Annotated in this window: 20 protein-coding genes and 1 tRNA gene; 4 read left to right on the top strand and 17 right to left on the bottom strand. The window is 68.4% G+C overall.

Annotated elements, in window-relative coordinates; genetic code table 11:
• Positions 1–118: 118 nt before the first annotated feature.
• Positions 119–2,464: a transglycosylase domain-containing protein gene (locus B5F79_RS01950; protein WP_087217223.1), complete on the top strand. Its 2,346-nt coding sequence runs from the start codon at positions 119–121 to the stop codon at positions 2,462–2,464.
• 240 nt (positions 2,465–2,704) lie between these two features.
• Positions 2,705–3,859 carry a hypothetical protein gene (locus B5F79_RS01945; protein ID WP_143786214.1) on the top strand — a complete coding sequence of 385 codons (1,155 nt, stop codon included), beginning with the start codon at positions 2,705–2,707 and terminating at the stop codon, positions 3,857–3,859.
• A gap of 184 nt (positions 3,860–4,043) precedes the next feature.
• Here the strand turns inward: B5F79_RS01945 and B5F79_RS01940 are convergent, their stop codons facing one another.
• From B5F79_RS01940 to B5F79_RS01930, 3 genes are all read right to left on the bottom strand, one after another.
• A complete protein-coding gene (locus B5F79_RS01940) occupies positions 4,044–5,765 on the bottom strand; it encodes a phospho-sugar mutase (protein ID WP_087217222.1) in 1,722 nt (573 codons plus the stop codon).
• Positions 5,766–6,104: 339 nt separating this feature from the next.
• Positions 6,105–8,369: a bifunctional 23S rRNA (guanine(2069)-N(7))-methyltransferase RlmK/23S rRNA (guanine(2445)-N(2))-methyltransferase RlmL gene (gene rlmKL / locus B5F79_RS01935; RefSeq protein WP_087217221.1), complete on the bottom strand. Its 2,265-nt coding sequence runs from the start codon at positions 8,367–8,369 to the stop codon at positions 6,105–6,107.
• Between the two features lie 334 nt (positions 8,370–8,703).
• Entirely contained in the window at positions 8,704–10,221 is a 1,518-nt protein-coding gene (locus B5F79_RS01930) for a S10 family peptidase (protein WP_087217220.1), read from the bottom strand.
• A gap of 171 nt (positions 10,222–10,392) precedes the next feature.
• Here B5F79_RS01930 and B5F79_RS01925 point away from each other — a divergent pair, with 171 nt between their 5' ends.
• On the top strand, positions 10,393–12,663 hold the full coding sequence (locus B5F79_RS01925; RefSeq protein WP_087217219.1) for a KUP/HAK/KT family potassium transporter: 2,271 nt from the start codon (positions 10,393–10,395) through the stop codon (positions 12,661–12,663).
• A 109-nt stretch (positions 12,664–12,772) separates the two neighbouring features.
• Here the strand turns inward: B5F79_RS01925 and B5F79_RS01920 are convergent, their stop codons facing one another.
• The 5 genes from B5F79_RS01920 to B5F79_RS01900 form a co-directional block, all read right to left on the bottom strand.
• Complete coding sequence (locus B5F79_RS01920; RefSeq protein ID WP_206390960.1) at positions 12,773–14,224, bottom strand: citrate synthase; 1,452 nt, start codon at positions 14,222–14,224, stop codon at positions 12,773–12,775.
• Positions 14,225–14,276: 52 nt separating this feature from the next.
• Positions 14,277–14,579: an ACT domain-containing protein gene (locus B5F79_RS01915; RefSeq protein WP_087217218.1), complete on the bottom strand. Its 303-nt coding sequence runs from the start codon at positions 14,577–14,579 to the stop codon at positions 14,277–14,279.
• A 121-nt stretch (positions 14,580–14,700) separates the two neighbouring features.
• On the bottom strand, positions 14,701–15,201 hold the full coding sequence (locus tag B5F79_RS01910) for a CarD family transcriptional regulator (RefSeq protein ID WP_087217217.1): 501 nt from the start codon (positions 15,199–15,201) through the stop codon (positions 14,701–14,703).
• 180 nt (positions 15,202–15,381) lie between these two features.
• Complete coding sequence (locus B5F79_RS01905) at positions 15,382–16,062, bottom strand: peptidylprolyl isomerase (protein ID WP_087217216.1); 681 nt, start codon at positions 16,060–16,062, stop codon at positions 15,382–15,384.
• Positions 16,063–16,117: 55 nt separating this feature from the next.
• On the bottom strand, positions 16,118–18,109 hold the full coding sequence (locus B5F79_RS01900) for a subtype A tannase (protein ID WP_087217215.1): 1,992 nt from the start codon (positions 18,107–18,109) through the stop codon (positions 16,118–16,120).
• Between the two features lie 124 nt (positions 18,110–18,233).
• On the opposite strand from B5F79_RS01900, the gene B5F79_RS01895 reads away from it, so the two are divergent.
• Entirely contained in the window at positions 18,234–18,578 is a 345-nt protein-coding gene (locus B5F79_RS01895) for an acylphosphatase (RefSeq protein ID WP_087217214.1), read from the top strand.
• Between the two features lie 487 nt (positions 18,579–19,065).
• On the opposite strand, the gene B5F79_RS01890 is transcribed toward B5F79_RS01895, so the two are convergent.
• The 9 genes from B5F79_RS01890 to B5F79_RS01850 all read right to left on the bottom strand — a co-directional run bounded on the left by B5F79_RS01890 (position 19,066) and on the right by B5F79_RS01850 (position 24,040).
• A tRNA-Phe gene (locus tag B5F79_RS01890) sits at positions 19,066–19,141 on the bottom strand.
• 108 nt (positions 19,142–19,249) lie between these two features.
• Positions 19,250–19,837, bottom strand: a complete 588-nt coding sequence (locus B5F79_RS01885; protein ID WP_087217213.1) for an FHA domain-containing protein — start codon at positions 19,835–19,837, stop codon at positions 19,250–19,252.
• A gap of 29 nt (positions 19,838–19,866) precedes the next feature.
• Positions 19,867–20,226 carry a DUF192 domain-containing protein gene (locus B5F79_RS01880; protein ID WP_087217212.1) on the bottom strand — a complete coding sequence of 120 codons (360 nt, stop codon included), beginning with the start codon at positions 20,224–20,226 and terminating at the stop codon, positions 19,867–19,869.
• A gap of 1 nt (position 20,227) precedes the next feature.
• The gene (locus B5F79_RS01875; protein WP_241147230.1) at positions 20,228–20,707 is read right to left on the bottom strand and encodes a hypothetical protein; all 480 of its coding nucleotides are present in this window, start codon (positions 20,705–20,707) and stop codon (positions 20,228–20,230) included.
• The gene (locus B5F79_RS01870; RefSeq protein WP_087217211.1) at positions 20,704–22,767 is read right to left on the bottom strand and encodes a hypothetical protein; all 2,064 of its coding nucleotides are present in this window, start codon (positions 22,765–22,767) and stop codon (positions 20,704–20,706) included. The genes B5F79_RS01875 and B5F79_RS01870 overlap by 4 nt, the downstream gene beginning before the upstream one ends.
• Positions 22,739–23,215 (bottom strand): TadE/TadG family type IV pilus assembly protein, encoded by a 477-nt coding sequence (locus tag B5F79_RS01865; RefSeq protein ID WP_087217210.1) that lies wholly within the window; start codon positions 23,213–23,215, stop codon positions 22,739–22,741. Before B5F79_RS01865 ends, B5F79_RS01870 begins: the two co-directional genes overlap by 29 nt.
• Positions 23,215–23,421 (bottom strand): hypothetical protein, encoded by a 207-nt coding sequence (locus B5F79_RS01860; protein ID WP_087217209.1) that lies wholly within the window; start codon positions 23,419–23,421, stop codon positions 23,215–23,217. The genes B5F79_RS01865 and B5F79_RS01860 overlap by 1 nt, the downstream gene beginning before the upstream one ends.
• Positions 23,418–23,846, bottom strand: a complete 429-nt coding sequence (locus B5F79_RS01855) for a hypothetical protein (protein WP_087217208.1) — start codon at positions 23,844–23,846, stop codon at positions 23,418–23,420. Before B5F79_RS01855 ends, B5F79_RS01860 begins: the two co-directional genes overlap by 4 nt.
• The gene (locus B5F79_RS01850; protein WP_087217207.1) at positions 23,843–24,040 is read right to left on the bottom strand and encodes a Flp family type IVb pilin; all 198 of its coding nucleotides are present in this window, start codon (positions 24,038–24,040) and stop codon (positions 23,843–23,845) included. Before B5F79_RS01850 ends, B5F79_RS01855 begins: the two co-directional genes overlap by 4 nt.
• Positions 24,041–24,063: the final 23 nt, after the last annotated feature.

The following is a 24,063-nucleotide window of genomic DNA, read 5'->3' as shown; positions in this document are numbered from 1 at the left end:
CCCTCGCACGGGTCGCGTCCACGGTCTCAACACGTGACGGGGCCCGCGCGGCGCAATCCGCCGCCACCACCTATAATGTTGGGCAGTTGTGGACCGATCTCCCAGACAGGAGGACCAGATGGGGATCAGAACCCGCAGGGCCCATCAGCACTCCAGGACCCACTTCGTGGGATTTGGCATAGCAGGCGTCTTTGGCTTCTTGGCGCTTCTCATGGTCACGCTCGCGCTCTCCCTGGGCGGCGTGGTGAGCTCGTGGCTCGAGGACCTGCCCGACTACACCTCGGCAGACGCCTACCTCCTTGCCGAGCCCACGCGCGTCTATGACGCGGACGGCAACGAGATTGCCTCGTACTACCTGCAGAACCGCCGCTCCGTCACGCTCGACGAGGTCTCCGACTACGTGAAGAAGGGCGTGGTCGACACCGAGGACAAGCGCTTCTACGACCACAACGGCGTTGACCCGCAGGGCGTCCTGCGCGCGGTCTGGGGCCAGATCACCGGGTCGGGCGACGCCGGCGGCGGCTCCACCATCACCCAGCAGCTCGTGCGCAACACCGTTCTCTCCGACGAGCAGTTCGAGCAGTCGCTCAAGCGCAAGGTCCGCGAGGCCTACATCGCCATCCAGCTGGAGAAGGAGTACACGAAGGACCAGATCCTCAACATGTACCTCAACACCATCTTCTACGGCAACGGGGCATGGGGCATCGAGGCCGCCAGCATCACCTACTTCAACAAGCACGCGAGCGAGCTCACCCTGGCCGAGTCGGCCACCCTCGTGGGCCTGCCCAACGCGCCCTCGCTCTACGACCCCTTCCAGAACCCCGACGCCTGCAAGGAGCGCCGCAACCTCGTCCTCTACCGCATGCTCGAGGCCGGCGACATCTCGCAGGAGGAGTACGAGTCCGCCTGCGCCGAGGACCTCGTCCTCAACCCCGGCGAGCTCGGCGACTCCGTGGGCACCTACCCCTACTTCACGGACTACGTGAGGAACCTCCTGCTCCAGGACTTCTCGTCCGAGACCATCATGCAGGGCGGCCTCAAGGTCTACACCACGCTCGACCCCACGCTCCAGGCCGCAGCCGAGACGGCGGTGAACGAGCGCATCGCCGCCTCCAACGACCCCGACCTGCGCGGCGCCCTCGTCTCCGTTGACAACTCCAACGGTCACATCGTGGCCATGGTGGGCGGCCAGAGCTACGGCAACGACGCCGCGGCGGGCCAGAACGTCATCAACCTGGCCACCAACCCGCGCCAGCCGGGCTCGAGCTTCAAGCCCATCACCCTCACGGCGGCCATGCTCGAGGGCATGAGCCCCACGGTGCAGCTCTACGCCAACTCGCCGCTGCAGGTGACGCCCACCTGGCCCGTCCAGAACGTCGACAACGCGCAGTACGGCATCATCTCGCTGGCCGAGGCCACGACGGTCTCCTCCAACGTGGCCTACGCGCAGGTGGTCCTGGCCATCGGTCCCGAGAAGGTCGTCGACGCGGCGCACCTCCTGGGCGTTGACTCCACCCTCAACCCCGTGAACTCCATCACGCTGGGAACCCAGGCCGCGTCCCCGCTCGAGATGGCCGAGGTCTACTCCACCTTCGCCAACTGCGGCCTGCACCGCGACGCCATCGCCATCACGCGCATCGAGGACCGCAACGGCAACCTTGTCTATGAGCACCAGGAGAGCTCCGAGCAGGTGGTGGACTCCGCCATCATGGAGGAGGTGACGGAAATCCTCGAGACCGTCGTCTCCCGCGGCTCCGCCTCCTACTACGTGGGCATCTACTTCGAGCCCGACCAGCCCGTGGCGGGCAAGACCGGCACGACCGAGAACTACGGCGACCTCTGGTTCTGCGGCTACACCCCGCAGCTCACCACCACCGTCTGGACCGGTCACCTGAGCGATAACTCCACGGTCTACTATCAGGGCGGCCACGGCACCACGCAGAACCTGCCGCAGCCCATCTGGACCGCGTACATGAACGCCGCCCTCGAGGGCGTGCCGCGCGCCGAGTTCCCCACCTCCGACCACGAGGCGACGTTCAAGTCCAACGACTCCTGGACCTTCGTGGGCACCGAGAAGTACGTCAACGGCGGCGGCTACTACGACGATGACTACAGCGGCTGGTACGACGACGACTACGGCGACGACTACTACGAGCCCACCTACGAGGAGCCCGAGACCGGCACCCCCACCGAGCCCACGACGCCCATCGTGCCCACCGTCCCCGACGGCGGCAGCACGGGCGGCGGGACCGGCGGGTCCGGCGGCGGTGGCACTGGTGGCGGAACCGGCGGCGGGACCTCCGGCGGCGGCCAGACCGGCGGAGAGACCGGCGGCGGCACCGGCGGAGGCGGAGCCGGAGGTGACGTCGGCGGAGGAGGCTCCGGCACCGGCGGCGGCACCGGCGGCGGGTCCGAGTCCGGCGGCGACACCGGTGGCGGCGGGGAGCTCGCACCCGCGGCATAACAAGTTCGCTCACACGAGGAGGGGGCAGCGGATTATCCGCCGCCCCCTCCCCTCATGTGCCGAGCGCGCGCTGCCGCACGGTGCTCCGAAGTGGCCCTTCCTGCCAGCCGCTCAGCCCCGCTCCCCGAAAAGATACAACGTACGGAGGAGGCACACGTCCCCCGCTGCCGTATCATGCCTAACAGGACTGTGCAACGAGCCGCCAGGCTCTTTCACCTCATACGCACCTACGGAGGGACCATGGCATATCAGGACCAGGGAAGGCGCCCGCGCTCGGGCTCCTCAAGAACGGGATCTTCCTCGCGCCAGTACACGGGCGCCGCGAGGGCGCGCGTCCCCAGCAGCGGCGTCTATCACGGTCCCACCGGCACGCGCACGCGTCCCAAGTCCAGCCTCAGGGGCAGCAGCCGCGGCGGCTACCCCCTGCGCTCCCGCAGCATCAACTTCCAGGGCAACCGCAACAGAATCCTCGGCATCGACCGCAGGCTCGTCATCCTGGGGGCGCTCGCCATCGTCCTTGCCGTTCTCGTGATCGTGGGCGTCTCCACCTGCGTGCGCAGCTGCTCGGGCGGCGAGGGCACCGACACCCAGACCAGCCAGAGCGACGTGCGCGTTGCCGCAGGGCTCTCCGAGGAGCTCACGAACGACTTCACGAGCGAGCTCGACCAGAACGAGAAGCTCGCCACCATCGCCGCCAATGCGGACCAGTACGGCGACCAGGGCCTCCTCGAGCTCGCCCTCAACGTGCCCGAGGCCATCGACTTCGTCGCCGCCTACCCCACCGCCGAGAAGACCGCCCAGCCCTATGACGAGGCCGTGACCAAGGGCACCGCCCCGCAGCTCTGGTGCTGGGACTCCCGCTGGGGCAACGTCGACTACGCCGGGCGCGCGCTCGCCATCACTGGCTCCGGCCCCACCGCCCTCTCCATGGCCTACATGGGCCTCACCGGCGCCACCGACAGCACGCCGGCCGAGATCGCCCAGTCCGCCACCGATGACGAGGCCGCCACGGGAGACTCCGCCATGACGGCGGACTTCCTCGTGTCCGAGGCGGAGAAGCTCGGGCTCACCTGCGAGTCCTTCGCCTCCAACGCGGACAACCTCTCCCAGATGCTCGACTCAGGAACCTACGTCCTCATGGAGACCAAGGCGGGCTCCCTCACGAGCGCCGCGCACTGGGTCCTCGTGGTGACGGAGAACGAGGACGGCTCCATGCAGGTCTACGACCCCACCTCGCCCGACGTGAGCGCCCACCCCTGGGCCCCCGCCACGCTGGCCTCCACCTGCACGGACTTCTACGTCCTCAGCGTCCCTGGCTCCGATGACGACAACGCGGACGGCACGGACGACGGCGCCTCTGACTCCACCTCCGACTCCGACGCCTCCTACGAGTAGGACCCCGCCCCATAGCAGCACAAGGGCCGAGAAGAACATGGTTCTTCTCGGCCCTTTTCCATCTCCCTCGGCAGCAAGTAGCCGATCGACAGACGGAGGCCCCACCGACTTCCTAAGCAGGATCTTCCGCGAAGCGCAGTCCTGCGTGGAAGTCGGCGGGGCCTCCCCTACGGCTGAGAGCGAACTACGACAGAATCTCCTTGCTCGCGGCCTCGAGCTTGGCGCGCACGGCCTCGGAGTCGGCGCGAGTGGCACCCTTGGAGAAGAGGTACGCCTTGACCTTGGGCTCGGTGCCGGACGGACGGAAGATGACCTTGTTGTCGTCCTCGAGGCGGAACTCGATGACGTTGGCCGGCGGCAGCACCTGCGCGGCCTCCTTCTGCAGGCCGGAGACGCGCGGCATCTCGGGGCCGGTGGCGTAGTCGGTCATGCCGAGGACCTTGTAGCCGGCGATCTCGGCGGGCGGGTTCTTGCGCAGGCCGTCCATGATGCCGGCCATCTTCTCGGCGCCCGCGGCGCCCGGGAAGGACGCGTTGACGGTGCCGTTGAGGTAGTAGCCGTACTTCTGGTAGAGGGCGTCCATGGCCTCGTAGAGGTCCATGCCCTTCTCGGCGTAGTAGGAGGCCATCTCGACGCAGAGCATCGTGGCGACGATGGCGTCCTTGTCGCGGGCGTGCGTGCCCACGAGGTAGCCGTAGGACTCCTCGAAGCCCATGAGGAAGCGGTCCTCCTCGCCCTCGTCCTTGAGCTGGTCGATCTGGTCGCCGATGTACTTGAAGCCGGTGAGCACGCGCCTCATCTCAAAGCCCCAGTCGCGCGCGAGGGCATCGGGCATGGAGGAGGAGACGATCGTGGAGACGGCAACCTTGGAGGCGACGTCCTCGCCGCGGTCCTTGGCCATCGTGGCGAGCCAGTCCATGAGCAGGACGCCCATCTCGTTGCCGGAGAGCAGCACGTAGTCGCCGTCGTGCGGGATGGCGGTGCCCATGCGGTCGGCGTCCGGGTCGGTGGCCACGACGAGGTTGGGCTTGACCTCCTCGGCGAGCTTGAGGGCGAGCTCGAGGGCCTCGCGGAACTCGGGGTTGGGATAGGTGCAGGTGGGGAAGTTGCCGTCCGGGTTGGCCTGCTCGGGCACCACGGAGACCTTCTCGACGCCGATCTCCTTGAGGATGCGGGTCACGAGCTCCATGCCGGTGCCGTTGAGCGGGGTGTAGACCACGGAGTAGTCGTCGGAGGCCTTGAAGCCCGGGACGGAGACCTTCTTGATGTTCTCGATGAAGCCGTCGAGGACCTCCTCGGGGGTCCACTCGATGAGACCCTTCTCGATGCCTTCGTCAAAGTCCATGATCTTCACGTTGAACGGGTCGGCCTTGGCGATGTTGGCCGAGATCTCCGCCGCGGCCTCGTCCGTGATCTGACCGCCGTTGTCGTTGTAGACCTTGTAGCCGTTGTACGGGGCGGGGTTGTGGGAGGCCGTGAGCACGATGCCCGCCGAGGTGTGCAGGTAGCGCACGGCAAAGGACAGCGTGGGGACGGGCTCGATGCGCGGGTACACGTAGACGTGCACGCCGTTGGCCGCGAGCACGCCGGCGGCGACCTTCTGGAAGTCCTCTCCCTTGTTGCGCGAGTCGCGCGCGAGGGCGAGCGTCGGGTTCTCGTAGTGCGCGTTCAGATAGTCCGCGACGCCCTGGGTGGCCTGCGCGACCACGTAGACGTTCATGCGGTTGGTGCCCACGCCCAGCGTGCCGCGCAGGCCCGCGGTGCCGAAGGCGAGGTCACGATAGAAGGCGTCGAAGAGCTTGTCCTCGTTGCCCTCCTTCGTGAGCTCCGCGAGCTCGTCCGCGAGGTCGGGCTCCTTGACGTTGTCCTGCCAGGTCTTGACCGTGGCCTCGATGCTAGGGTCCATTGCGTGTTCCCCCAATTGCTCGGGGCGCGAGCCGCTGCCCGCGCCAAACCCACACGTATAGGGAAATATTACTAGCACGTGCGGGCGGCCCGGCCGTCGCTTGCGCAGGCGGACGCCGACAGGCGGCGGATGGCATCGTCCGCGCTCCACCTGAGCGTCCAAACTGACCAAAATGAGGCGCGCTGTGACCGAGAGCTCATTTGTAGGGTATTTTGCGGACGTCAAATCAAATACACTACAAATAATCCAAGCCATCTACCTGCTCTTTTACGAAAGTTAACCCTTGGTCATACTTGGGGTTGCCTCCGTGAAATACCCTACAAACGAAACTCCCTGGGACTACGCCCGCTCGACACGCTCCACCAGATAGGCGTGGTGAATCTTGCGGTTGCGCGAGAAGTCCTCGGGGATGGTCTCGTCCGTGATGTCCGTGAGGCGCACGCCCGCGCGCTCGAGCTTCTCCACGTCCGGCTTGAAGTTGCGCAGGTTGCACGAGAAGATCGCGCGCCCCCCGCGCACCAGCAGACGGGACACGCCAATGACGAGCTCCGCGTGGTCGCGCTGCACGTCGAAGGACGCCTTCTTCATGCGCGCCGAGTTGGAGAACGTGGGCACGTCGCAGAAGATGAGGTCCCAGCGGTTGCGCGTGTGGCGCTGCTCCATCACCCACGCGAGGACGTCCGCCTGCACGAACTCGTGCTCGGGACCGTCAAAGCCGTTGCGCGCCATGTTGCGGCGCGCCCAGTCCAGGCTCGGGCGCGAGAGGTCCACCGTCGTGGTGTGCTTGGCACCGCCGTCCGCCGCGTAGCAGGTGGCGGTACCGGTGTAGGCAAAGAGGTTGAGGAAGCGCTTGGACCCCTTGGTCTCCTTCATCATCTCGCGGATGCGCGAGCGGGTCTCCCGGTGGTCCAGGAAGATGCCGCAGTCATGCCGCGCGTCAAAGTTGACCTCGAAGGTGAGTCCTCCCTCGTCCACCAGGTGCGAGCCCGCCGGGAGCTCCACGCGCCTGGCCGGGCGAGAAGAACCGGGCAGCTGGGGGCCGCGGCGGCCGCGCGGGGGGCGCATCTGCGGGGAGCGGGCCTCGTCGGCGTACTGGGAGCCGCCGCGCGCCCGCGTGCGCACCCGTACGCTCACGTCGCGCCAGGCCACGCCCATCACGCGCGGCGCGATGGCCAGCACGTCGAGCAGGCGGCGGCGCGCGAGCTCGGGGTCCACCGCGCGCGGGGCGGCGTACTCGGAGATCTGGAGCCAGCGGCCCGGCGTCTCCGAACCCTCGTAGAGCTCAATGGCAACCGAGTAGTCCGGCAGGTCGGCGTCGTAGACGCGGTAGCACGTCACGTCCTCGCGGCGTGCCCACTTGGCGCGCAGGCGCGCCACCTTGGCAAGGCGCCGGGCAAACTGCTCCGAGGCGGGAACGAGCACGGGCACGCGCTCGCCGGCAACCTCCACGGTCGCGGGGGACTCGACGGCGTCGCCTCCCCCGTAGACGCGGATGCTCGCGGGGTCGCGCCCCACGATGACCTCGGTCGCGGACTCGGGCTCCTGGCGCAAGGCGGCGTCGAGGGAGGCGTCGCGGGCAAGGGCCGCGGCGCGAAGGCCGGAGGCAGCGGACGCCGCGGCGAGGGCGGCCGCCTCAGTGGCGAGGGCGGTCTCGCCGATCCACGAGAGGTCGCAGGTCACGAGCGCGGCCTCGGCCTCGCGGGCGGCGTCGGCAGCGGCAGCGGGCGAGCAGAACGTGGGCTCGAGGGGGATGCCCGCCGCCCGGAGGGCCTGGCGACACGCCGAGGCGACGCCCGGGCGGTCGTCCGCCACGAGCAGCGAGCAGGCGTTCTTCTCGCCAGCGCCCGCGCGGGCGTCCGCCTCTGCAAGGAGCCTCTCCCAGGCGGCGCGGTCGTGCCCCGCCCATCCCTGGAAGCCCCACCGGGAGCGCAGGAGGCCGGGCGCACGGTCAAGGGCCTGGCCGGCGGCCTCCACGAGCACGCTCCCCTGACCCGCCCACAGGGCGGAGAGCACGGGAGAGCCCGAGCGGGCGACGTCGCCCCACCCGCCCGCGGCAAGAAGGGCCGCGGCGTAGTCCGGGCGCAGCGGCGCGGCGGCCGCCTCGGTGCGCGAGTCGTAGCCGCGCCGGAAGAGCGGCTCCCCGGCAAGGTCGAGGGAGACCGTGGCGTGCCCGCCCGAGAGGCGCACGTCAACGGTGAGGTCGGGATGCGCGGTGTCCGTGACCGGGCGGACGCCGCCCACCTCGAAGACGCGGTCCACCACGGCGTCCTTCACGCGAAGGGCCACGAACTGGGTGTTTCTGAGCTCGGCGTTAGTGCCGTGGGCGTCCACCGCAAAGGTGGCGCCGGGCGCGAGCTGCGTCTCCCACGAGAGCGCGCGAACGCCCTCGTAGAGCGCGTCGGAGTTCGCCGCGTCCACGCGCGCGAGCACGAGCAGCACGCGCGACGCCAGGCGCGACCACAGGCAGACCCGATACGCGTCCGCGAGCTCCCCGCCAAAGGAGACCTGTCCCCTCAGCGGGCGCAGGCGGCGCGCGCCCAGTCCGGCCAGCTCGTCCGCCAGCAGTCGCTCGAAGCCCTTGGGGCACGTTGCAACAAACTCCATCGGGTCACCTCTCGCCCGTCACTCTCTCCTGCCCGCCCATTCTACCGGGCGCGCGGCTCCCCCTTCGCCTGCCCACGAATCGTCCATCTCACGCACCGCTCCCGTTGGGGTGCGGGAGATGGACGTTCTTCTCGACCAGATTGTCGTTTTCCCGCACGTCAAAACGTGAGGTGCGGTGGAACGACAGTCCGGACGTGGAAACTGTCGTTTTCGCGCACGCGTCCCGTTGGGGTGCGAAAGAACGACGCTCCCGCCCAAGAAGCCGTCGCGCCCCCGCACCTCAACAAGGGGTGCGGGGGCGCGACGTCCGACAGGGCGAGAAGAACCTCGGCCCCTAGCGCCTCTCGTAGAACTCGTGCAGGTCGCGACCCATGGCCTCGAGGGTGGGAACGTCCACGTAGGACATGTGGCCGCAGCCGTAGAGATACCAGCTCACGCGGCTCTTGAGCTCGGGGGAGAGGAACTGGCAGCTCATGTCGTGGACGACGTTCCACCAGGTGGTGGCGGCGTCGTAGCGCCCGCCGATGAGGGCGAGCTTCATCGTGGGATTGCGACGCAGCGCCACGGCCACGTCGAGCGAGACGTTGGGCGTGGCCACGCGACCCAGGCCAGGCTCCTCGTGTCCCCAGTCCCAGCCGGCGTTGACCTTGTCGTAGTTGTTGGAGAGGTAGCGCGCGGGGCCCTGGTACCCCAGCTCGTCCGCGCAGAAGCGCCTGAACGCGCGCACCCAGGCGCCCTCGACGGCGTCGTCCGCGGCGTCCTCGCCGGCGAGCCACATGTCGTGGCTCTGCATGGGAGACGGCGCGTCGGAGGAGAAGCGCGTGTCCAGCCTGCCGCACACCCGTCCCTCGTTCGCGAGCAGGTGCGTGCGGAAGTCGAGCAGGTCGATCCTCAGGTGGTGCGCCAGGATGTGCTCGGCGGGAAGCCCGATGAAGGTGGCCATGCGCTCGGCCACGGCGCGCTCGTCCGCCTCTCCCAGGCGGTCGCCGCGCAGGAGCGCGGGGGCGAGCTCGTCCTCGGCAAAGGCCATGGCGCGCTCGAACCACTCCTCTTCGCCCACGCCGGCGCCGGCGCGGCCGAAGAACTGCGCCGTGGCCGCAAAGGTGGGCATCATGCCAAGGTAGTAGAGGTCGTCGCCGGGGTTGAGGAGCCCCGCGATGTTGAAGACGGCCGAGAGCATGACCACGCCGGTGAGCTGCACGCCCCGCTCGCCCAGAAGGCGCATGAGCGCGGCGTTGCGCACGGTGCCGTAGGACTCGCCAAAGAGGTAGAGCGGGCTCGACCAGCGGCCGTTCTCCGTGAGCCACGCGCAGATGGCGCGCGCGAAGGCGTCCGCGTCACCGTCCGTGCAGAAGATCTTCTTGGGGTCGGCGTCCTCCGCGAGCACGGACCAGCCGGTGCCCAGGGCGTCCAGGAACACCACGTCCGAGTCAACCAGGAGCGTATGCGGGTTGTCCTCAACCGGGGCGTCCGCGCGCACGTGACGCACACCGTCCGTGGCAACGCGACGCGGCCCGATGCCGCCAAAGTTGATGGGCACGGAGCTTGAGCCCGGGCCACCGTTGTAGGCAAAGGTCACGGGCCGGGAGACGTCCGGCATGCCCTCGGCGTCCACCGCGACGTAGGAGAGCGAGAACATGCGGCCGAGAAGAACGCCCGCGTCGTCACGCACCTCCAGGTGAGCGGCCCGCGCCTCGTACTCGAGGCTGCGCTCGCCGTCCGTCCACGCGAGGCGCGCCGAGGCCGCCTCGGGAACGCCCGTCGCGCGGTCCGCCGGGACGCTCGCGTAGACGCCCCTCACGGCGCCGCCGGCCTCGGCCGGGGCCTTTGCCTCGTTCTTCTCGTCAGCCATGCTCTTCCTCCCTTGTCGCGAGCTGCCTGCCACGCCCCATTCTAGCCCTCTCCCCGAGCCTGCCCGCGCGGCATGCCCAGCGCTCGTCATTGGCGTCCGCGGCAAGCGCTAAACTAGTGCGGCAAACGCGGGAAACCCCACGTGTCCACTGTCCCCAAGTTTTGGAGTCACATGAACGCTACGACCGTGCCCTCCCCCGCCCCGTCGGGACGCCCGAGGGCAAAATACACCGGCATCCCGCTCTCCGCGGCAATGCTCCTCGTCACGCTCGGCGTGGTGTACGGAGACATCGGCACGAGCCCGATGTACACCCTCAAGGCCATCATCGCCGGCAACGGCGGCCTCGCCACGATGTCCGAGGACGTGGTGCTGGGCGCCCTCTCCCTCATCATCTGGACGCTCACCCTCATCACCACCGTCAAGTACGTGCTCGTGGCGATGAAGGCCGACAACCACAACGAGGGCGGCATCTTCGCGCTCTACAGCCTCGTCAAGCGGTGCGGGCGCTGGCTCATCATCCCCGCCATGATCGGCGGCGCGGCGCTCCTGGCAGACGGCATCCTCACGCCGGCCGTCACCGTGACCACCGCGATCGAGGGCCTTCGGACGGTGGACTTCCTCTACCGGCTCATAGGCGACAGCCAGCAGATCGTCATCGTGATCGTGGTGTGCATCATCAGCGTGCTCTTCTTCCTGCAGAAGGCCGGAACCTCCAAGATCGGCAAGGCCTTTGGCCCCATCATGACCCTGTGGTTCCTCTTCCTCGCCGTGGCCGGCCTGCCGCACATCTTCGAGAACTTCGGCGTGCTGCGCGCCCTCAACCCCGTGCGCGGCATCACGTTCCTCTTTAGCGGCAACCTCAACGCCGCCGGCGTCATGGTCCTGGGCAACGTCTTCCTCTGCACCACCGGCGCCGAGGCCCTCTACTCGGACATGGGCCACGTGGGCAAGCCCAACATCTACGCCACCTGGCCGTTCGTGAAGGTCTGCCTCATCCTCAACTACCTGGGCCAGGGCGCCTGGATCATCGCCAACAGCGGCTCGGCCGAGCTCGGCTCCATCGCCGACCTCAACCCGTTCTTCCAGATGCTCCCCGAGCAGGTGCGCGTCTTCGCCGTCCTGCTCTCCACGCTGGCGGCCATCATCGCGTCCCAGGCGCTCATCACCGGCTCGTTCTCCATCGTCTCCGAGGCGGTGCGCCTGGACCTCATGCCCCACATGCGCATCAACTACCCGTCCGAGACCAAGGGCCAGATCTACATCCCCATGATCAACAACGTCATGTGGGTCGCCTGCATCTGCGTGGTGCTCTTCTTCCAGACCTCCGCGCACATGGAGGCCGCCTACGGCCTGGCCATCACCGTGACGATGCTCATGACCACGGTGCTGCTCTTCACGTACCTCTCGCGCATCCGCCGCAAGCCCGCGCTGGCCGTGCCCTTTGCCATCTTCTTCGGGGCCATCGAGTTCATGTTCTTCTTCTCGAGCCTCACCAAGTTCTTCCACGGCGGCTACGTCACCGTGGTCATGGCCTCCGCGATCTTCCTGGTCATGTACGTGTGGCGCCGCGGCACCGCCATCGAGCGCACGCAGACCATGTACCTGCCCGTGGTGAAGTACCTCGACCAGCTCTTTGACCTCAGCCACGACGACGCCTACCCGTACCTGGCGGACAACCTGGTCTTCCTCACCAACGACTCGTCCTTCGACAAGCTCGACCGCGACATCCTCTACTCGATCCTGGACAAGCGCCCCAAGCGCGCCAAGGCGTACTACTTCCTCAACGTCCAGGTGACGGACGAGCCCTACACCCACGAGTACATCGTCGACACGTTTGACACGGACTTCCTCTTCAAGGTCCAGCTGCGCCTGGGCTTTCGCGTGAACCAGCGCGTCAACACCTATCTCTACCAGATCGTCGACGACCTGGTGAAGCGCGGCCAGATGGCCCCGCAGGAGCACAAGTACTCGATCTACCTCGAGCCGAGCGAGGTGGGCGACTTCAAGTTCTGCCTCATCCGCAAGACCGTCTCCCCCGAGACCGACCTCTCCGGCATCAACCGCCGCACCATGGAGATCAAGTACTTCATCCGCAGCCTCTGCGGCTCGGCGGACCGCTGGTACGGCCTCGAGAACTCGAGCGTCATCTACGAGTACGTGCCCCTCTTCTCCAAGACCAAGCGCCAGCACAAGCTCGAGCGCCTCGACCACGAGCCCACGCACGTCGTGCTCGACCACTCCAGGGTGGTCGCGGACAAGGCGCGCGAGGCCGAGCGCGCCCACGGAGACGAGGACGAGGACATCTTCTCCGTGCGCATGAAGACCGAGCGCGAGGAGGTGGCCGAGGAGGCGAGCAAGAGCCTGCTCGGAGGCGACACGGCGAGCTTCCGCCCGCTGCGCCTCGACGAGGAGGAAGAGAAGGACGAGAAGGACGAGGGCTAGGCCCCTCCCCCAGCCTCCCCGCGAGACCCGCGCATGAGACGAGGGCCCGGCGCAGATCGAACTGCGCCGGGCCCTCGTGCGTGCGTAGCGAATCTGGTGCGCGACGTCGCTAGCGCTCGCCCATGGGCACGTAGCCGTCGGAGTTGGGCATGATGGAGTTGTAGGCGGGACGGATGATGCGCCCGGCGCCGTAGAGCTCCTCCATGCGGTGCGCGGTCCAGCCCGCGAGGCGCGCCATCGCGAAGATGGGCGTGTAGAGGTCCTGCGGGATGCCGAGCATCGAGTACACGAAGCCCGTGTACATGTCGATGTTGGTGCTGATGGGCTTGGTGATGCCGCGAACGTCGCGCATGACCTGGGGGCCCAGCCGCTCGATGCTGGCGATGAGGTCGAGCTTCTCCACCTGGCCCTTCTGCTCGGCGAGGCGGCGCGCGTACTCGCGGATGATCTCCGCGCGCGGGTCGGTCTTGGTGTAGACGGCGTGGCCCAGGCCGTAGAGCAGGCCCGCCTTGTCGAAGGCCTCCTTGCGCAGGATCTTGGCCAGGTAGTCGGCCACCTCGTCATCGTTGGACCAGTCGCGCACGTGCGCGGCCACGTCCTCGATCATGTCCCCGGCCTTGAAGTTGGCGCCGCCGTGCTTGGGGCCCTTGAGCGAGCCGATGGCGGCGGCGTAGGCGGAGTAGGCGTCCGTCCCGGAGGAGGAGAGGACGCGCGTGGTGAACGTGGAGTTGTTGCCGCCGCCGTGCTCGGCGTGCAGGATGAGCATGACGTCGAGGAGCATGGCCTCCTCGTGCGTGAAGCCCTCGTCGCTGCGCAGGACGTCGAGCACGGTCTCTGCCATGGAGTAGCCCTCGCGTATGGGCGGGACCATGAGCTTGGTGTCATTCTGCTCGGCCACGTGCGCGGCATGCGCCACGGCGGCCGTGCGCGGCCAGCGCCCGAGCAGCGAGAGCGCCACGTCGATCTCGTGCGTGGGCGAGGTGTCGTCCGGCGTGGGGTCAAACGCGTAGAGCAGCAGCGTCGCGCGCTGGAGGACGTTCATGATGCTGTGGCTGTACGTCGCGCGCGGGAAGATGCCGAGGTAGCCCTCGGGGAGCTGCTTGCGCGCGTCGATGCGGGCGCGGAAGTCGCCCAGCTCCTCGCGCGTGGGAAGCCGCCCGGAGATGAGCAGGTACGCGACCTCCTCGTAGCCAAATCGGTCCTCGGCCTGGGCGGCGTTGATGAGCTGGTCCACGCCGTAGCCGCGGTAGATCAGCTGTCCGTCGTCCGGCTCGATGCCGTGCTCGGTCCTGTTGTAGCCGTGCACGTTGGAGATGGTGGTGAGGCCCACGAGGACGCCCGATCCGTCCGCGTTGCGCAGGCCGCGCTTGACGTCGTACTTCTCGTACAGCTCCTGCGGGACCACGTCGACTTCCTCGAAGCCGTGGTAGAGCCCGTCAGAGACGGGAGGGAGCCCCAGCCCCACGGAGGGCATGGGATAGGCGTCCGCCACGTGCTCGAAGGCGGGCGTCTCGCGCGGTGTGAGGATGGGCCAGCCGGCCCCCTTGGAAAGCTTGATCATGGGCGAGTCCTCTCTGTGAGCCGGGCGCGTGCACACCCGGGGAATGTCGCCGCTACAGGCGGTACATGAACTTGAAGACCTCCTCGCGCTGCAGGTTGATCTGCACGCCGAGCTGCTCGGCGAGGGCGTCGAGGGCGCTCTTGAGCTCGGAGAACTCGGCTGAGGCCAGGTCCACGAGCATCGTCATGGTGAAGGTGCCCTGCAGGATGGTCTGGGAGATGTCCAGGATGTTGGCCTCGCGCTCGGAGAGGGCCCCCGCCACGGCGGCGACGATGCCGGGACGGTCGCTGCCGAGAACGGTGATGATCGCGCGGCCGGAGGCGGTCTCCTCGGCGGCGTTGGTGACGTTCGTCATGGTTTCCTCCTAGGACTGGACACTGACAGGTGCTCCAATTCTAGTTGGTCGGCGCCGAGTCTCACAGCACCAACATGACTATGTCCGCAAACTGAAACCCGGAGAGGTGCTGGAGGGCCGGCTAGTTGTTCTCCGGAACCTCCCCCTCGCGAGCGCGGAAGAGCAGCTCGACGTCCTCGGGCGTGCTGTCGAGCGCCACCGCGAGCTCAAGGAGGGAGCGCTCGCGCGCCTGCTTGAGGATGCGCTCATAGGCCACGGGCGGCTTCTTGTTGCGCTGGGAGAGGTCCTGTATGCGCACGCGGAACGTCTTTGCTATGCGCACCGAGTCCCGGCAGCTCCCCGCGCGAATCTCCTTGCGGAAGTGCTCCTCCTCGAGGGAGATGTTCCTCGCGGCAAAGTCATCGAGCTGCATCACCGGGTAGTCCTCGATGATCTTCTCGGCCTCGACGCGGGAGAGCACGGGGCGAAGACGGCCCTCGCTCGCAACGGGGAAGCTGATGTGCACGGGATGGCGCTGGCCGACGGGCATGAGCTGGTAGACAGCATCGGGGCTTTCCGTCACATCCTTCACCTGACAGACTCCCTGACCCGGATGGACGACGTACTCCCCAATGGCATACATATGCATGCTCCTTTCCTTTTGTGCAGTATAGCACGGAAAAGAGTGAATTCATGCCGTTTACGGAAAGGTTATTGCAACCTAACACGTGTACCGCTATTTTTTTGCGTTTATCTCTGTTGGCACCATCTACGTCTGCGACGTGAAGGCGCCCGCGGGCCGCGACCGACCCGCGGGCCGCGGCTAGTCCACGATGGAGATCTTGGTGATGACGGGCTGGTTCTCCGCGGCGACGGTGCCGTTGGAGTCCTCGACCGGCACGGCCTCGCAGATGGCGTCCACGACCTCGATGCCCGAGGTCACGTTGCCAAAGGCGGCGTACTCCCCGTCCAGGTGCTCGGCGGTCTCCTGCATGATGAAGAACTGCGAGCTCGCAGAGTCCGGGTCCTGGGAGCGCGCCATGGAGATCGTCCCGCGGACGTGCGGGATGTTGTTCTCCACGCCGTTGGAGGAGAACTCGCCCTTGATGTTCTTCTCGGAGCCGCCCGTGCCGTTGCCCAGGGGGTCGCCGCCCTGGATCATGAAGCCCTCGATGATGCGATGGAACGTGAGCCCGTCGTAGAAGCCCTCCTCCGCCAGGTTGCAGAAGTTGGAGACGGTGATGGGCGCCACGTTGGCGTTGAGCGCCACCTCGATGGTGCCGTAGCCCTCCACCTCTATGGTGGCGTGGTGCACGCCCGTCGCGTACGGATCGTCCTCTGCGGGAACGTACAGGGAGTCGTCCGTCTGCCCGTCCGAGGCGGCGTCCTCGCCAGAGGAGGCGTCGGCCGCGGGCTCGCCGGACTCGCAGCCCGAGAGCGAGAAGAGCGAGGTGCCGAGAAGGGCGGCGAGGCCCAGGGCCTCTCTCCTGTCAAAGGTTCTCATGGTTCTCCTAACGCTTGGCACGTTGCCCCCGCCGGGTGCGGGGGCTCGGGCCGGGCTACGCCGTGCAGCAGGCGATGACCCAGTCAATGAGGTTCGATGTGGCCGAGCCCGAGCGCTCGGCGAGGACGTGGCCCTGGCCCCAGACGGGCGTGTGGGAGACGTCCGCGACGCCGTCGTACTTGCGCAGCGCCAGAACGACGTTGATGGCGCTGGTGAGGGGCGCGTCGGTGTCAAAGAGGCCCTCGTTGATGCGCCAGTGGGGGGCCACCTTGGCCTGGCCGTAGCCCTCGTAGTGGCCGCTCAGCCAGAAGAGCGGATTCATCATGGCCACGCGCGTGGCCATGTCCGTCTCGAGGGAGTCGACCTTCTCGAGGTCCTCGGCCCACTCGAGCTCGTAGTCGTCCTCCCAGCCCTCGAGGGCGGCGTAGTCCCCCGCCCTGCTCTGCACGAGCTCGCCGGCGACGGCGTCGAAGTGCAGCGTGGACTCCTCGCCGATGCCAAAGAGCTGGTTCGTGCGGGAGCTGCGGTCCGGCAGGTCGAAGGGCGAGGTCGCGCGCTCGGCCGGGCGCATGTGGAGCGAGAAGTCCCGCAGGCTGGAGACGGAGACGCTCTGGGAGCGAAGGCTGTAGTTGATCCACCAGCCCTCGTTGTTGAGGGCGGCGAAGTAGTTCTGAGCGGAGTCGTAGATCGTCGAGGGCACCTGGGTCACGCCCGCGAGGGGTGCGGCCGCCTCGGCGGCATCCGTGGCGGCGCCGTCGGTGGCCTCCGCGGCCTCTCCGGCTGCCCCCGTGGCAGCTTCGCCCTCCACGGGCTCGGAACCGGTGCCGTCGGCCGCAGCCTCGCCGGTTCCGTCCGCCTGAACGCCCGCGGCGGGCGACTGCGCGGCCTCGGAGGCGCGCGTGGCGGCGAGGTTGGGGTCCCCGGGGAAGGAGGGCTCGTCCAGGCGCTGCGGGGTGTAGGTGTACGGGAACGGCGTGTTCTGGACGAAGTACGTGGCGGCCTCGTCGATGCTTCCCAGCACCGCGGAGGCATAGGAGCCCATCGAGTAGGCGCCCGCCTCGGTCTCGTCCAGGGTGAGCTGCTCGTCGTCGGCGTTGCGCAGGTCCATCTCGTTCACCCACGCGCCGTAGGCGGCGGCGAGGTCCTGGGAGAGGGCGCGCGTCCAGGTGCCCTCGGCACGCGTGCCATCGCTCGCATACTGCCCGGATCCCCACTCGTACGCGGCGTCCGCCATGTCGAACGAGGTGACCGGGCACCACGAGGCGCTGCCGGCGATGGCGTCGGAGACCGACTCGCCCTCGGCGTCATGGGTCACGGCGCCGATGGACTCGAGGTAGGGCTCGTAGAGCGCGGAGTCGCCCGAGACGCCCATGACGGCGCTCACGCCGCCGCCCGCGGAGAAGCCAAAGACAAAGACGCGGCTCGTGTCGCACGGAAGGCAGGAGCGGTTGTAGCGCAGGTAGCGCACCGCGGCCTTGAGGTCAACCACGGGCCAGGGGGAGCCCCCCGGGAAGAGCTCGTCGGAGCCCGAGGCGGTGTCGTAGCCCGCAGAGCGGCCGCGGAAGCCGGCGTACACGTAGACGCAGCCCGCCTCCAGGTAGGGGGCGAGGCCCTCGTAGCCGTAGACCGTGGGGCTCATCTGGGCAGAGAGCGTACCCGTGTTGATGGGCATGAGGACGGGAGCGGTCGACGCCGTGAAGTTGCCCACGACGGCCTTCTCGTTGACGGTGCAGGTGTAGGTGTCGCCGTTCTTCTCGGCCGTGAAGAAGGGCCCGGGCACGAAGACCGCGAGGGACTCGTAGGTGGTCGTCGCGGGGCTCTTGCAGTAGGTGAGACCAAGCTGGTAGTAGACGTCGTTGTCCTCGTCGTAGCGCCAGGCCGACTGGTCGAGCGCGAGGCTCTTGAACTCCTCGAGGTCGAAGTCCGGGTTGGTGGGCTCCTGATCGTCCGGGGCGGGGTCGGGCTGCTGGGCGGGCGTGCAGGCCGCCAGACCGCCAACCGCGCCTACGGAGGCAAGTGCGAGAAACTCTCTTCTTGTGCAGCCCATCGTTCCTCCTCGTGAACTGAGCCTTCGACGCGGCTACTATTGTACGCAACGGGTCGCGGGCGCACCCCGGCGTACCCTCCCGACCATCATTTCCGTATTCCAGGGCCATTGCGAGGAGGCACCGATGACGCTGTTCGATCGCTGGCGAGAGGGACGCGAGGCAGACGAGGCCCCCGAGCTGCCGGACGATGCCAAGAGGCTCCACCTGCGCTTCACCGGGCAGGTCCAGGGCGTGGGCTTTCGCTGGACGTCCTCGCTCGTGGCGCGCGAGCTGGGCCTCACCGGCTGGGTGAGAAACGAGAGCGACGGCTCCGTCACCGCGGAGATCCAGGGCGGCACGTCGCACGTGGGAGCCTTCTTCCCGCGGATGCTCGACGAGTACCGCCGCCATCCCATACGCTACGTGGTCTCCGAGCGGGAGGAGATCCCCCTGGTGAGAGACGAGCGCCGCTTTGAGGTGCGCTACTAGGGCGGGCCGCACTTCCGGAGCGCATTTCTCGGCACCTGCCAAGAAGTAGCCCCGCACTCCCGCGCCCCCATACTCAGGTGCGGCCCCACCCGCACTCCTGGAGCGCACCTGGGCACGTCGCGCGAGATGACGCCCGCACTCCCGGCTTCCCCAAATACAGGTGCGGCCCCGCCCGCACTCCTAGGCCGCACCCGTGCACATCACACGAGAAGCAGCCCGCACCTGATGCAAAGAACCCCCATAATCGACCGCACTCCTGGCCCGCACTCATATGTGCGGGCGCGCTCTCGCGAGATGCAGAGAGGTGCGGAGCAGCAGGCACCCGAAGACGCAGGGGCAAGAAGAACGTGCTGTCGCAATCGCGGCGAGAACGCCCTCCGGCAGCCCAGCAATAAAGGAGCACCGCTTCTTGCACCGATTTGGGGACGCACATGGTACCGATAGCAAAGCAGGCCGGAGACACATGGCCTCCGACCTGCGAAAGTTCTGGTGGCGGGGAAGGGAGTCGAACCCCTGACACGGGGATTTTCAGTCCCCTGCTCTACCAACTGAGCTACCCAGCCATTTGGTGCGGGAATTACTATAGCAAACTCATCGCCGCTGTCAAAGACTTTTTTCCCATTTTGCCGAGAAGAACGTCCGGCAGCGGGTTTGTCGGGCTGCCGCTCGCATCACCCCAGCGTTGGCTCCGGCCCCGTCATGGTGAGGACGCATCCGCAGACCTCCACGGAGTCCCCGTAGGGCACGACGACGCTCCCGCGCACCTCCTCGCCGCGATACGTTGCGGGGTTGGTGGCCCCGAGGTCGCTCACCTCCATGCCGTCCGGCGTGGGCACGAGCCCCAGATGCCTGCGGGAGACCGTGGGGGCGTGCAGCACGACGTCGTTTGCCGGGTCGCGGCCGATGACGCACCCCGCGTCCGGCGAGACGGGAACCCAGAGATCCACCGTGGGTGTCCTCAAGAGCATGCCAACCTCATCCGCACGCAGCAGCGCCTCGGGCGGGATCGAGAGGTCCTGGGTGTCCCCCGGGCCGAGAGACTCGCCGGCATCAAGGGGCCTGACGACGGCGGGAGGCTCCGGAAGAGCCTCCTCGCATCGGCCCCTCTCCCCCTCTTCGTCATCCCCATCCGAGGAGCCGTCGCGAGAGAAGTCGTACAGGCAGTCGTAACAGATGTTCATGTCCTCGTAGAGCCTCGCCCCGCAGCGCGGGCACACCTTCGTCGCGTACCGCGCGCGATGCCGTCCAGCCACTTCCATGTCGCATACCTTCCTTCCCAGCTTCCTTCCTAGGCCCCCGCGGCGTTGGCGCCGACGGAGACGATCCACAGGTGCTCCCCCTCCACGAGCCACTCGTCCTCACCCGCCGGCCGCTCCGCCACGCACTCGGCCCCCGGGCACGAGCAGAGGCAGCCGGGCGCGACGGAGCGCCGCACGCGCAGCACCTCCCCGCGCTCGCCGATGAACGCGACGTCGATGGGATAGCGCATGCCAAAGGTGTGAACGGACCCGCAGCGCGCGAGAAGGACGGGGCGCGCGCCGCGTCCCGTGCCCAGCAGGCCGCGGAGCCGCTCGAGCCAGCTCGAGAGGACCACGAGCTCGTGCGTCACCCACGGCCTCTCGTCCGACCTGAGCCTCGCCGTGACCACCTCAGACCACCACCCCGGGCCGGTAGCGGTCGACCACCAGCTGCCGCTCGTGACGCAGCGAGAGAGGGGCCTCGAAGGTGATTCCCGGCATGCGGAGAAGGCGCGGCCAGGGATGGTAGTAGAGCGTGCAGGTGTAGCGCGTGAGCAGGGGCGATATGACGAACGAGCCGCCGCTTGCGCCAGGGGAGACCCCCTCTGCGCTCACCTCGACCTCGCACGTGTCCTCCCTGCCGAGCCCCTCGGCAAGGGCCGCGCGAACCTCCTCCACCGAGGCCACCTGGGTCTGCTCCCCCGCCGGCGCCACCCCGTGGGCGACGACGGCGTCCAGCGCCACCTGATCGAAGGCGGCGCACGCCTCGATGAAGCCCATCAGGTTGAGCACCACCAGCGCCACCACGATAGCCACCGGCACCACGACGGCGAGCTCCACCACCATCTGCCCCGAGCGGTCCCTGGCAAGGCCGCCCGCCTCGACGCTCATGACCCCGCCCCCAACGCCTCGAGATCGATGGTGAGCGGTATGGATATCTCCGTGCCGGGGATGGCGAGCTCGGCGACCGTGAACTCGCCGCCCGTCTCATCCGAGAGCCAGTATCCCACCGACCGGGCGAAGTCCTCGGCGGAGGTGCCGGAGGCGGGCAGCGCGCGAACGAGCGACCTCACCGTTGAGAGCTGCTCGAAGCCGCTCTGCTCGAGCACGTCCTGCGTGTTCGTGAGCACGGGCTTTCTCAGTCGCATGTCAACGGGCTCGAAGCCCATGTCCTGCATGACCTGCTTGAGCCTGCCCCTGAGCCAGGACCCCACCGTCCCGCCGAGAACCCCGTCCAGCCCGTCGAGAAACTCCCCTCCGGCCTCCGCCACGCTCCCGTACGCCGAGCCATAGCCCACGAGAAGGCTTCCCCAGAGGTCCATGACCCCGTCAAGGACGCCGCCCATCACGGACCCGCTCGCGGTGAGCGAGTCGAAGAACCTCGAGAGCACGTTGTTCTCTGCGGTGGACTCGTCCGGGGCGAGAGCGGCGGCAGATACGGCAGCTCCCTCGGGAAGCTCCGCGGACGAGAGGAACGAGCTCGTGAGCTCGGCCGGGACCGCATGCGCCTCCCCCCTGGCGACCACCGAGACGCAGCCCCACGCCCCGGGCGGGCAGAGCTCGGGGCGCTCCGCGGCGAGTCGCTCCATCTCCTCGCCAAACGCGTCCTCCCCCTCCTCGGCAAGCTCCTGGGCGCGCCTTTTGGCCTCCGCCTCCTCGCGCTTCGCCTGCTCGTAGTCCTCCGACGCCTCGACCACGTCGCGCCAATGGTGCTCGAAGCCGTTGGCTATCGAGGTGGAGGCGGAGGCGACCCTACCCATGTCCCCGATGTCCATGCGGCACTCCTTGCAGGGGGAGAGCGCGCCCGCCTCCAGCTCCGCGAGCGAGGCGGTGCCCGACCCCGCGCCGGTGGCGCCCGGGCACAGGAGGGAGGAGTGGAGCGTCCTTGCCCCGTCCTCCACGGTACACGGCCACATGGAGCGGGTGTAGAGCTCGGTCGCGCGCGTCTGGTCCGCGTTGCGAGGAAGGCTCGGCAGGTCGATGCTCACGCTCCCGTCGGCGTTCTCCACGTAGGATCCTCCCCGCACCTGGTCGAGGGCGTACTCGTAGAAGGCTCGCCTGCAGGCCGAGTCCGTGATCTCCTCGGCGGTAGACCCTCCCACCGTCGCCGAGGAGAGGCGCGCCGCGTAGTAGTTCCGCGCCCGGAGAAGGGGCGCCGCAAACGTCCATCCGTCCACCGAGGGGTAGTCCGGATTCGCCGCGCCCGAGAGGCCCGCGAGAGAGGCGGCGCGCTCGCGCATGCAGTACGGCGAGGGGACGCAGTCCGCCCTCCACCCGCGCTCCTTGGCCTCGTCCGCGCGCTCCTGGGCTCTTGCCTGCTCGTCCGACGCCTCCCGCATCTTCTCGGAGAGGTCCTCGAGGCGCTCGTCGTCGACGTCCGCCCGAAGCGCCGAGAAGTCAGAGGCGGACTCCGCGGGAAACGGGAGCGCGCACCCCGTGTATGAGATCCCGCCCTGGGAGTTTGCTGCCACGCAGGACGCCGAGTTGGCGACTATCAGCAGCGGGAGCGTGGCCTCCAGCTTCTCGACCCCATCCGCGGCGCTTCTCACGAAGCTCCTCCGCGCCTCGAGGATCCTGCCTCCCGCGCCCGTGATCTGCGCCCCCACCGCAGAGAGGCCCGGCACGCAGGAGACCACCAGGCCCGCCCCGAATACGATCACCCCGGTGAGACCCATGCTGAGCGCGCACGCGTCGAGCACTTGCACCACCGTCGAGAAGGCGGACACGGCGTTCTGGCCGGCCATGGCGCTCGCGTCTGCGACGCGCTGGACCTCGGAGGACCTCCCTCCCACCCACAGGACGCTCGCCGAGGCAAACACCAGCGTCAGGCTCAGCACCAGCGAGACCGCAACGGCCACGGTGGTGAAGCCGTCCTCGCTGTCCCTGAAGATCGAGAGCACCGGGGCGCGCGGCGCGCGCCCCTCACCCCCATATTCCGATCCACTCCTCATAGCTCCCCCTCACCCATTCCGACCGCGCGTCGAGCGTCGCCTCCGCGCGCAGGGTCACGCACCCGTCACCCGAGGGCCCGAGCGCAGAGACGAGGGCCCCGAGCAGCGGCAGGGGCCTCACGCTCCCCTCAATGCGCACCGTCACCCTCCCGTCGTCCCCCGGGCCCTCCGCTTCCACGTCCCACGCCTCGGGCCCTCCCTCGTGGAAGACCGAGACGTCCGGCACCGCGGCGAGGCGCCTGAGCGCGTAGTCGCGCACGTCCCCATCCGACCCCCGCGCCGTCGCCACCAGCCGTGCCACCTCAGCCGCGGTCCCCGCCATGACGGACCTCGTGTAGAGCGCGCACGCGGGCTGCACGAGGAGCGCCACGAGCGTGAGGACCACGGGCACGAGCAGCGCCGCCTCAACCGTCGCCTGCCCGGAGCAGTTGTCCGCGCGCTCCGCCATCAGTACTCCACCACGTCCTGGAGCAGCGTGAGGCCGCCCCTCCCCGAGCCGTGCGAGGCCACCTCGATCGCGATCCCCAGGAGGCGCCCGTCCCGCGCGGCATGCCAGATGAAGCCGAGCGCCACGACCATCGCCACGAAGGCGACGAGCGTGAGCAGGTACTCCAGGGTCGACTGGCCCGCCTCATCCGCCACGGTGCGCGTCACGGCGCGCCCACGTCGCCTGAGTCCATGCGCCACGTGGCGACGGAGCATCCCCCTCCGTCGGGCGCCTCCCGAACGATGCATATCTCGACCCACCCCGCTCCCTGCGTCACGCATCCCCACGTCCGTCCCGTCAGGTCCAGGTACCCTGCGCGCGCGAGGACGCAGTCCCCACGCGAGCGATACCCCTCGAGCACCGCCTCGCCCTCCTCGACGAGCGTGCGATCGCTCTCGTAGCCCCCCGCCTCCGCCGCGGACAGCGCATCCGAGAGGGGACTCGCGGCCTCGTCCGAGACAATCCCGCCAAGCGCCCCGACATCACCCTCGGAACCTGCGTGCGATTCCCCGTCCTTGTCGCCCCCTCCCATGGCAATCAGGACGGCGACAAGGAGGGCGGCGAGCGCGCCCGCCGCCCAGCGGGGCCTCACAGCGAGTTGATGCCGTTCGCGATGGCGTCCCACAGTTCCGCCACCTTGTCCCTGAAGGCGATGATCGCCAGGATGGCTATCACCACGAGCACGCCCACGAGAATCGCGTACTCGGTGGTGCCCTGCCCGGACTCGTCCCTCGCCAGCCTTCTCGCGGCATGCGCCGCTCCTCCCACAACGCACGTCAGGTCCATCGGGTCTCCCTTCTCTCACGGGC

Source organism: Olsenella sp. An285 (assembly GCF_002159625.1).
Classification (GTDB): Bacteria; Actinomycetota; Coriobacteriia; order Coriobacteriales; family Atopobiaceae; genus Thermophilibacter; species Thermophilibacter avicola.
Note: the sequence above shows the minus strand (reverse complement) of the source record. Positions and strands in the feature narration are given on the sequence as shown.

Bases quoted from the DNA above. Each gene is read 5' to 3' on its own strand.
- B5F79_RS01950 (WP_087217223.1), top strand. From the start codon at position 119: ATGGGGATCAGAACCCGCAGGGCCCATCAGCACTCCAGGACCCACTTC.
- B5F79_RS01945 (WP_143786214.1), top strand. From the start codon at position 2,705: ATGGCATATCAGGACCAGGGAAGGCGCCCGCGCTCGGGCTCCTCAAGA.
- B5F79_RS01940 (WP_087217222.1), bottom strand. From the start codon at position 5,765: ATGGACCCTAGCATCGAGGCCACGGTCAAGACCTGGCAGGACAACGTC.
- rlmKL (WP_087217221.1), bottom strand. From the start codon at position 8,369: ATGGAGTTTGTTGCAACGTGCCCCAAGGGCTTCGAGCGACTGCTGGCG.
- B5F79_RS01930 (WP_087217220.1), bottom strand. From the start codon at position 10,221: ATGGCTGACGAGAAGAACGAGGCAAAGGCCCCGGCCGAGGCCGGCGGC.
- B5F79_RS01925 (WP_087217219.1), top strand. From the start codon at position 10,393: ATGAACGCTACGACCGTGCCCTCCCCCGCCCCGTCGGGACGCCCGAGG.
- B5F79_RS01920 (WP_206390960.1), bottom strand. From the start codon at position 14,224: ATGATCAAGCTTTCCAAGGGGGCCGGCTGGCCCATCCTCACACCGCGC.
- B5F79_RS01915 (WP_087217218.1), bottom strand. From the start codon at position 14,579: ATGACGAACGTCACCAACGCCGCCGAGGAGACCGCCTCCGGCCGCGCG.
- B5F79_RS01910 (WP_087217217.1), bottom strand. From the start codon at position 15,201: ATGTATGCCATTGGGGAGTACGTCGTCCATCCGGGTCAGGGAGTCTGT.
- B5F79_RS01905 (WP_087217216.1), bottom strand. From the start codon at position 16,062: ATGAGAACCTTTGACAGGAGAGAGGCCCTGGGCCTCGCCGCCCTTCTC.
- B5F79_RS01900 (WP_087217215.1), bottom strand. From the start codon at position 18,109: ATGGGCTGCACAAGAAGAGAGTTTCTCGCACTTGCCTCCGTAGGCGCG.
- B5F79_RS01895 (WP_087217214.1), top strand. From the start codon at position 18,234: ATGACGCTGTTCGATCGCTGGCGAGAGGGACGCGAGGCAGACGAGGCC.
- B5F79_RS01885 (WP_087217213.1), bottom strand. From the start codon at position 19,837: ATGGAAGTGGCTGGACGGCATCGCGCGCGGTACGCGACGAAGGTGTGC.
- B5F79_RS01875 (WP_241147230.1), bottom strand. From the start codon at position 20,707: ATGAGCGTCGAGGCGGGCGGCCTTGCCAGGGACCGCTCGGGGCAGATG.
- B5F79_RS01870 (WP_087217211.1), bottom strand. From the start codon at position 22,767: ATGAGGAGTGGATCGGAATATGGGGGTGAGGGGCGCGCGCCGCGCGCC.
- B5F79_RS01865 (WP_087217210.1), bottom strand. From the start codon at position 23,215: ATGGCGGAGCGCGCGGACAACTGCTCCGGGCAGGCGACGGTTGAGGCG.
- B5F79_RS01850 (WP_087217207.1), bottom strand. From the start codon at position 24,040: ATGGACCTGACGTGCGTTGTGGGAGGAGCGGCGCATGCCGCGAGAAGG.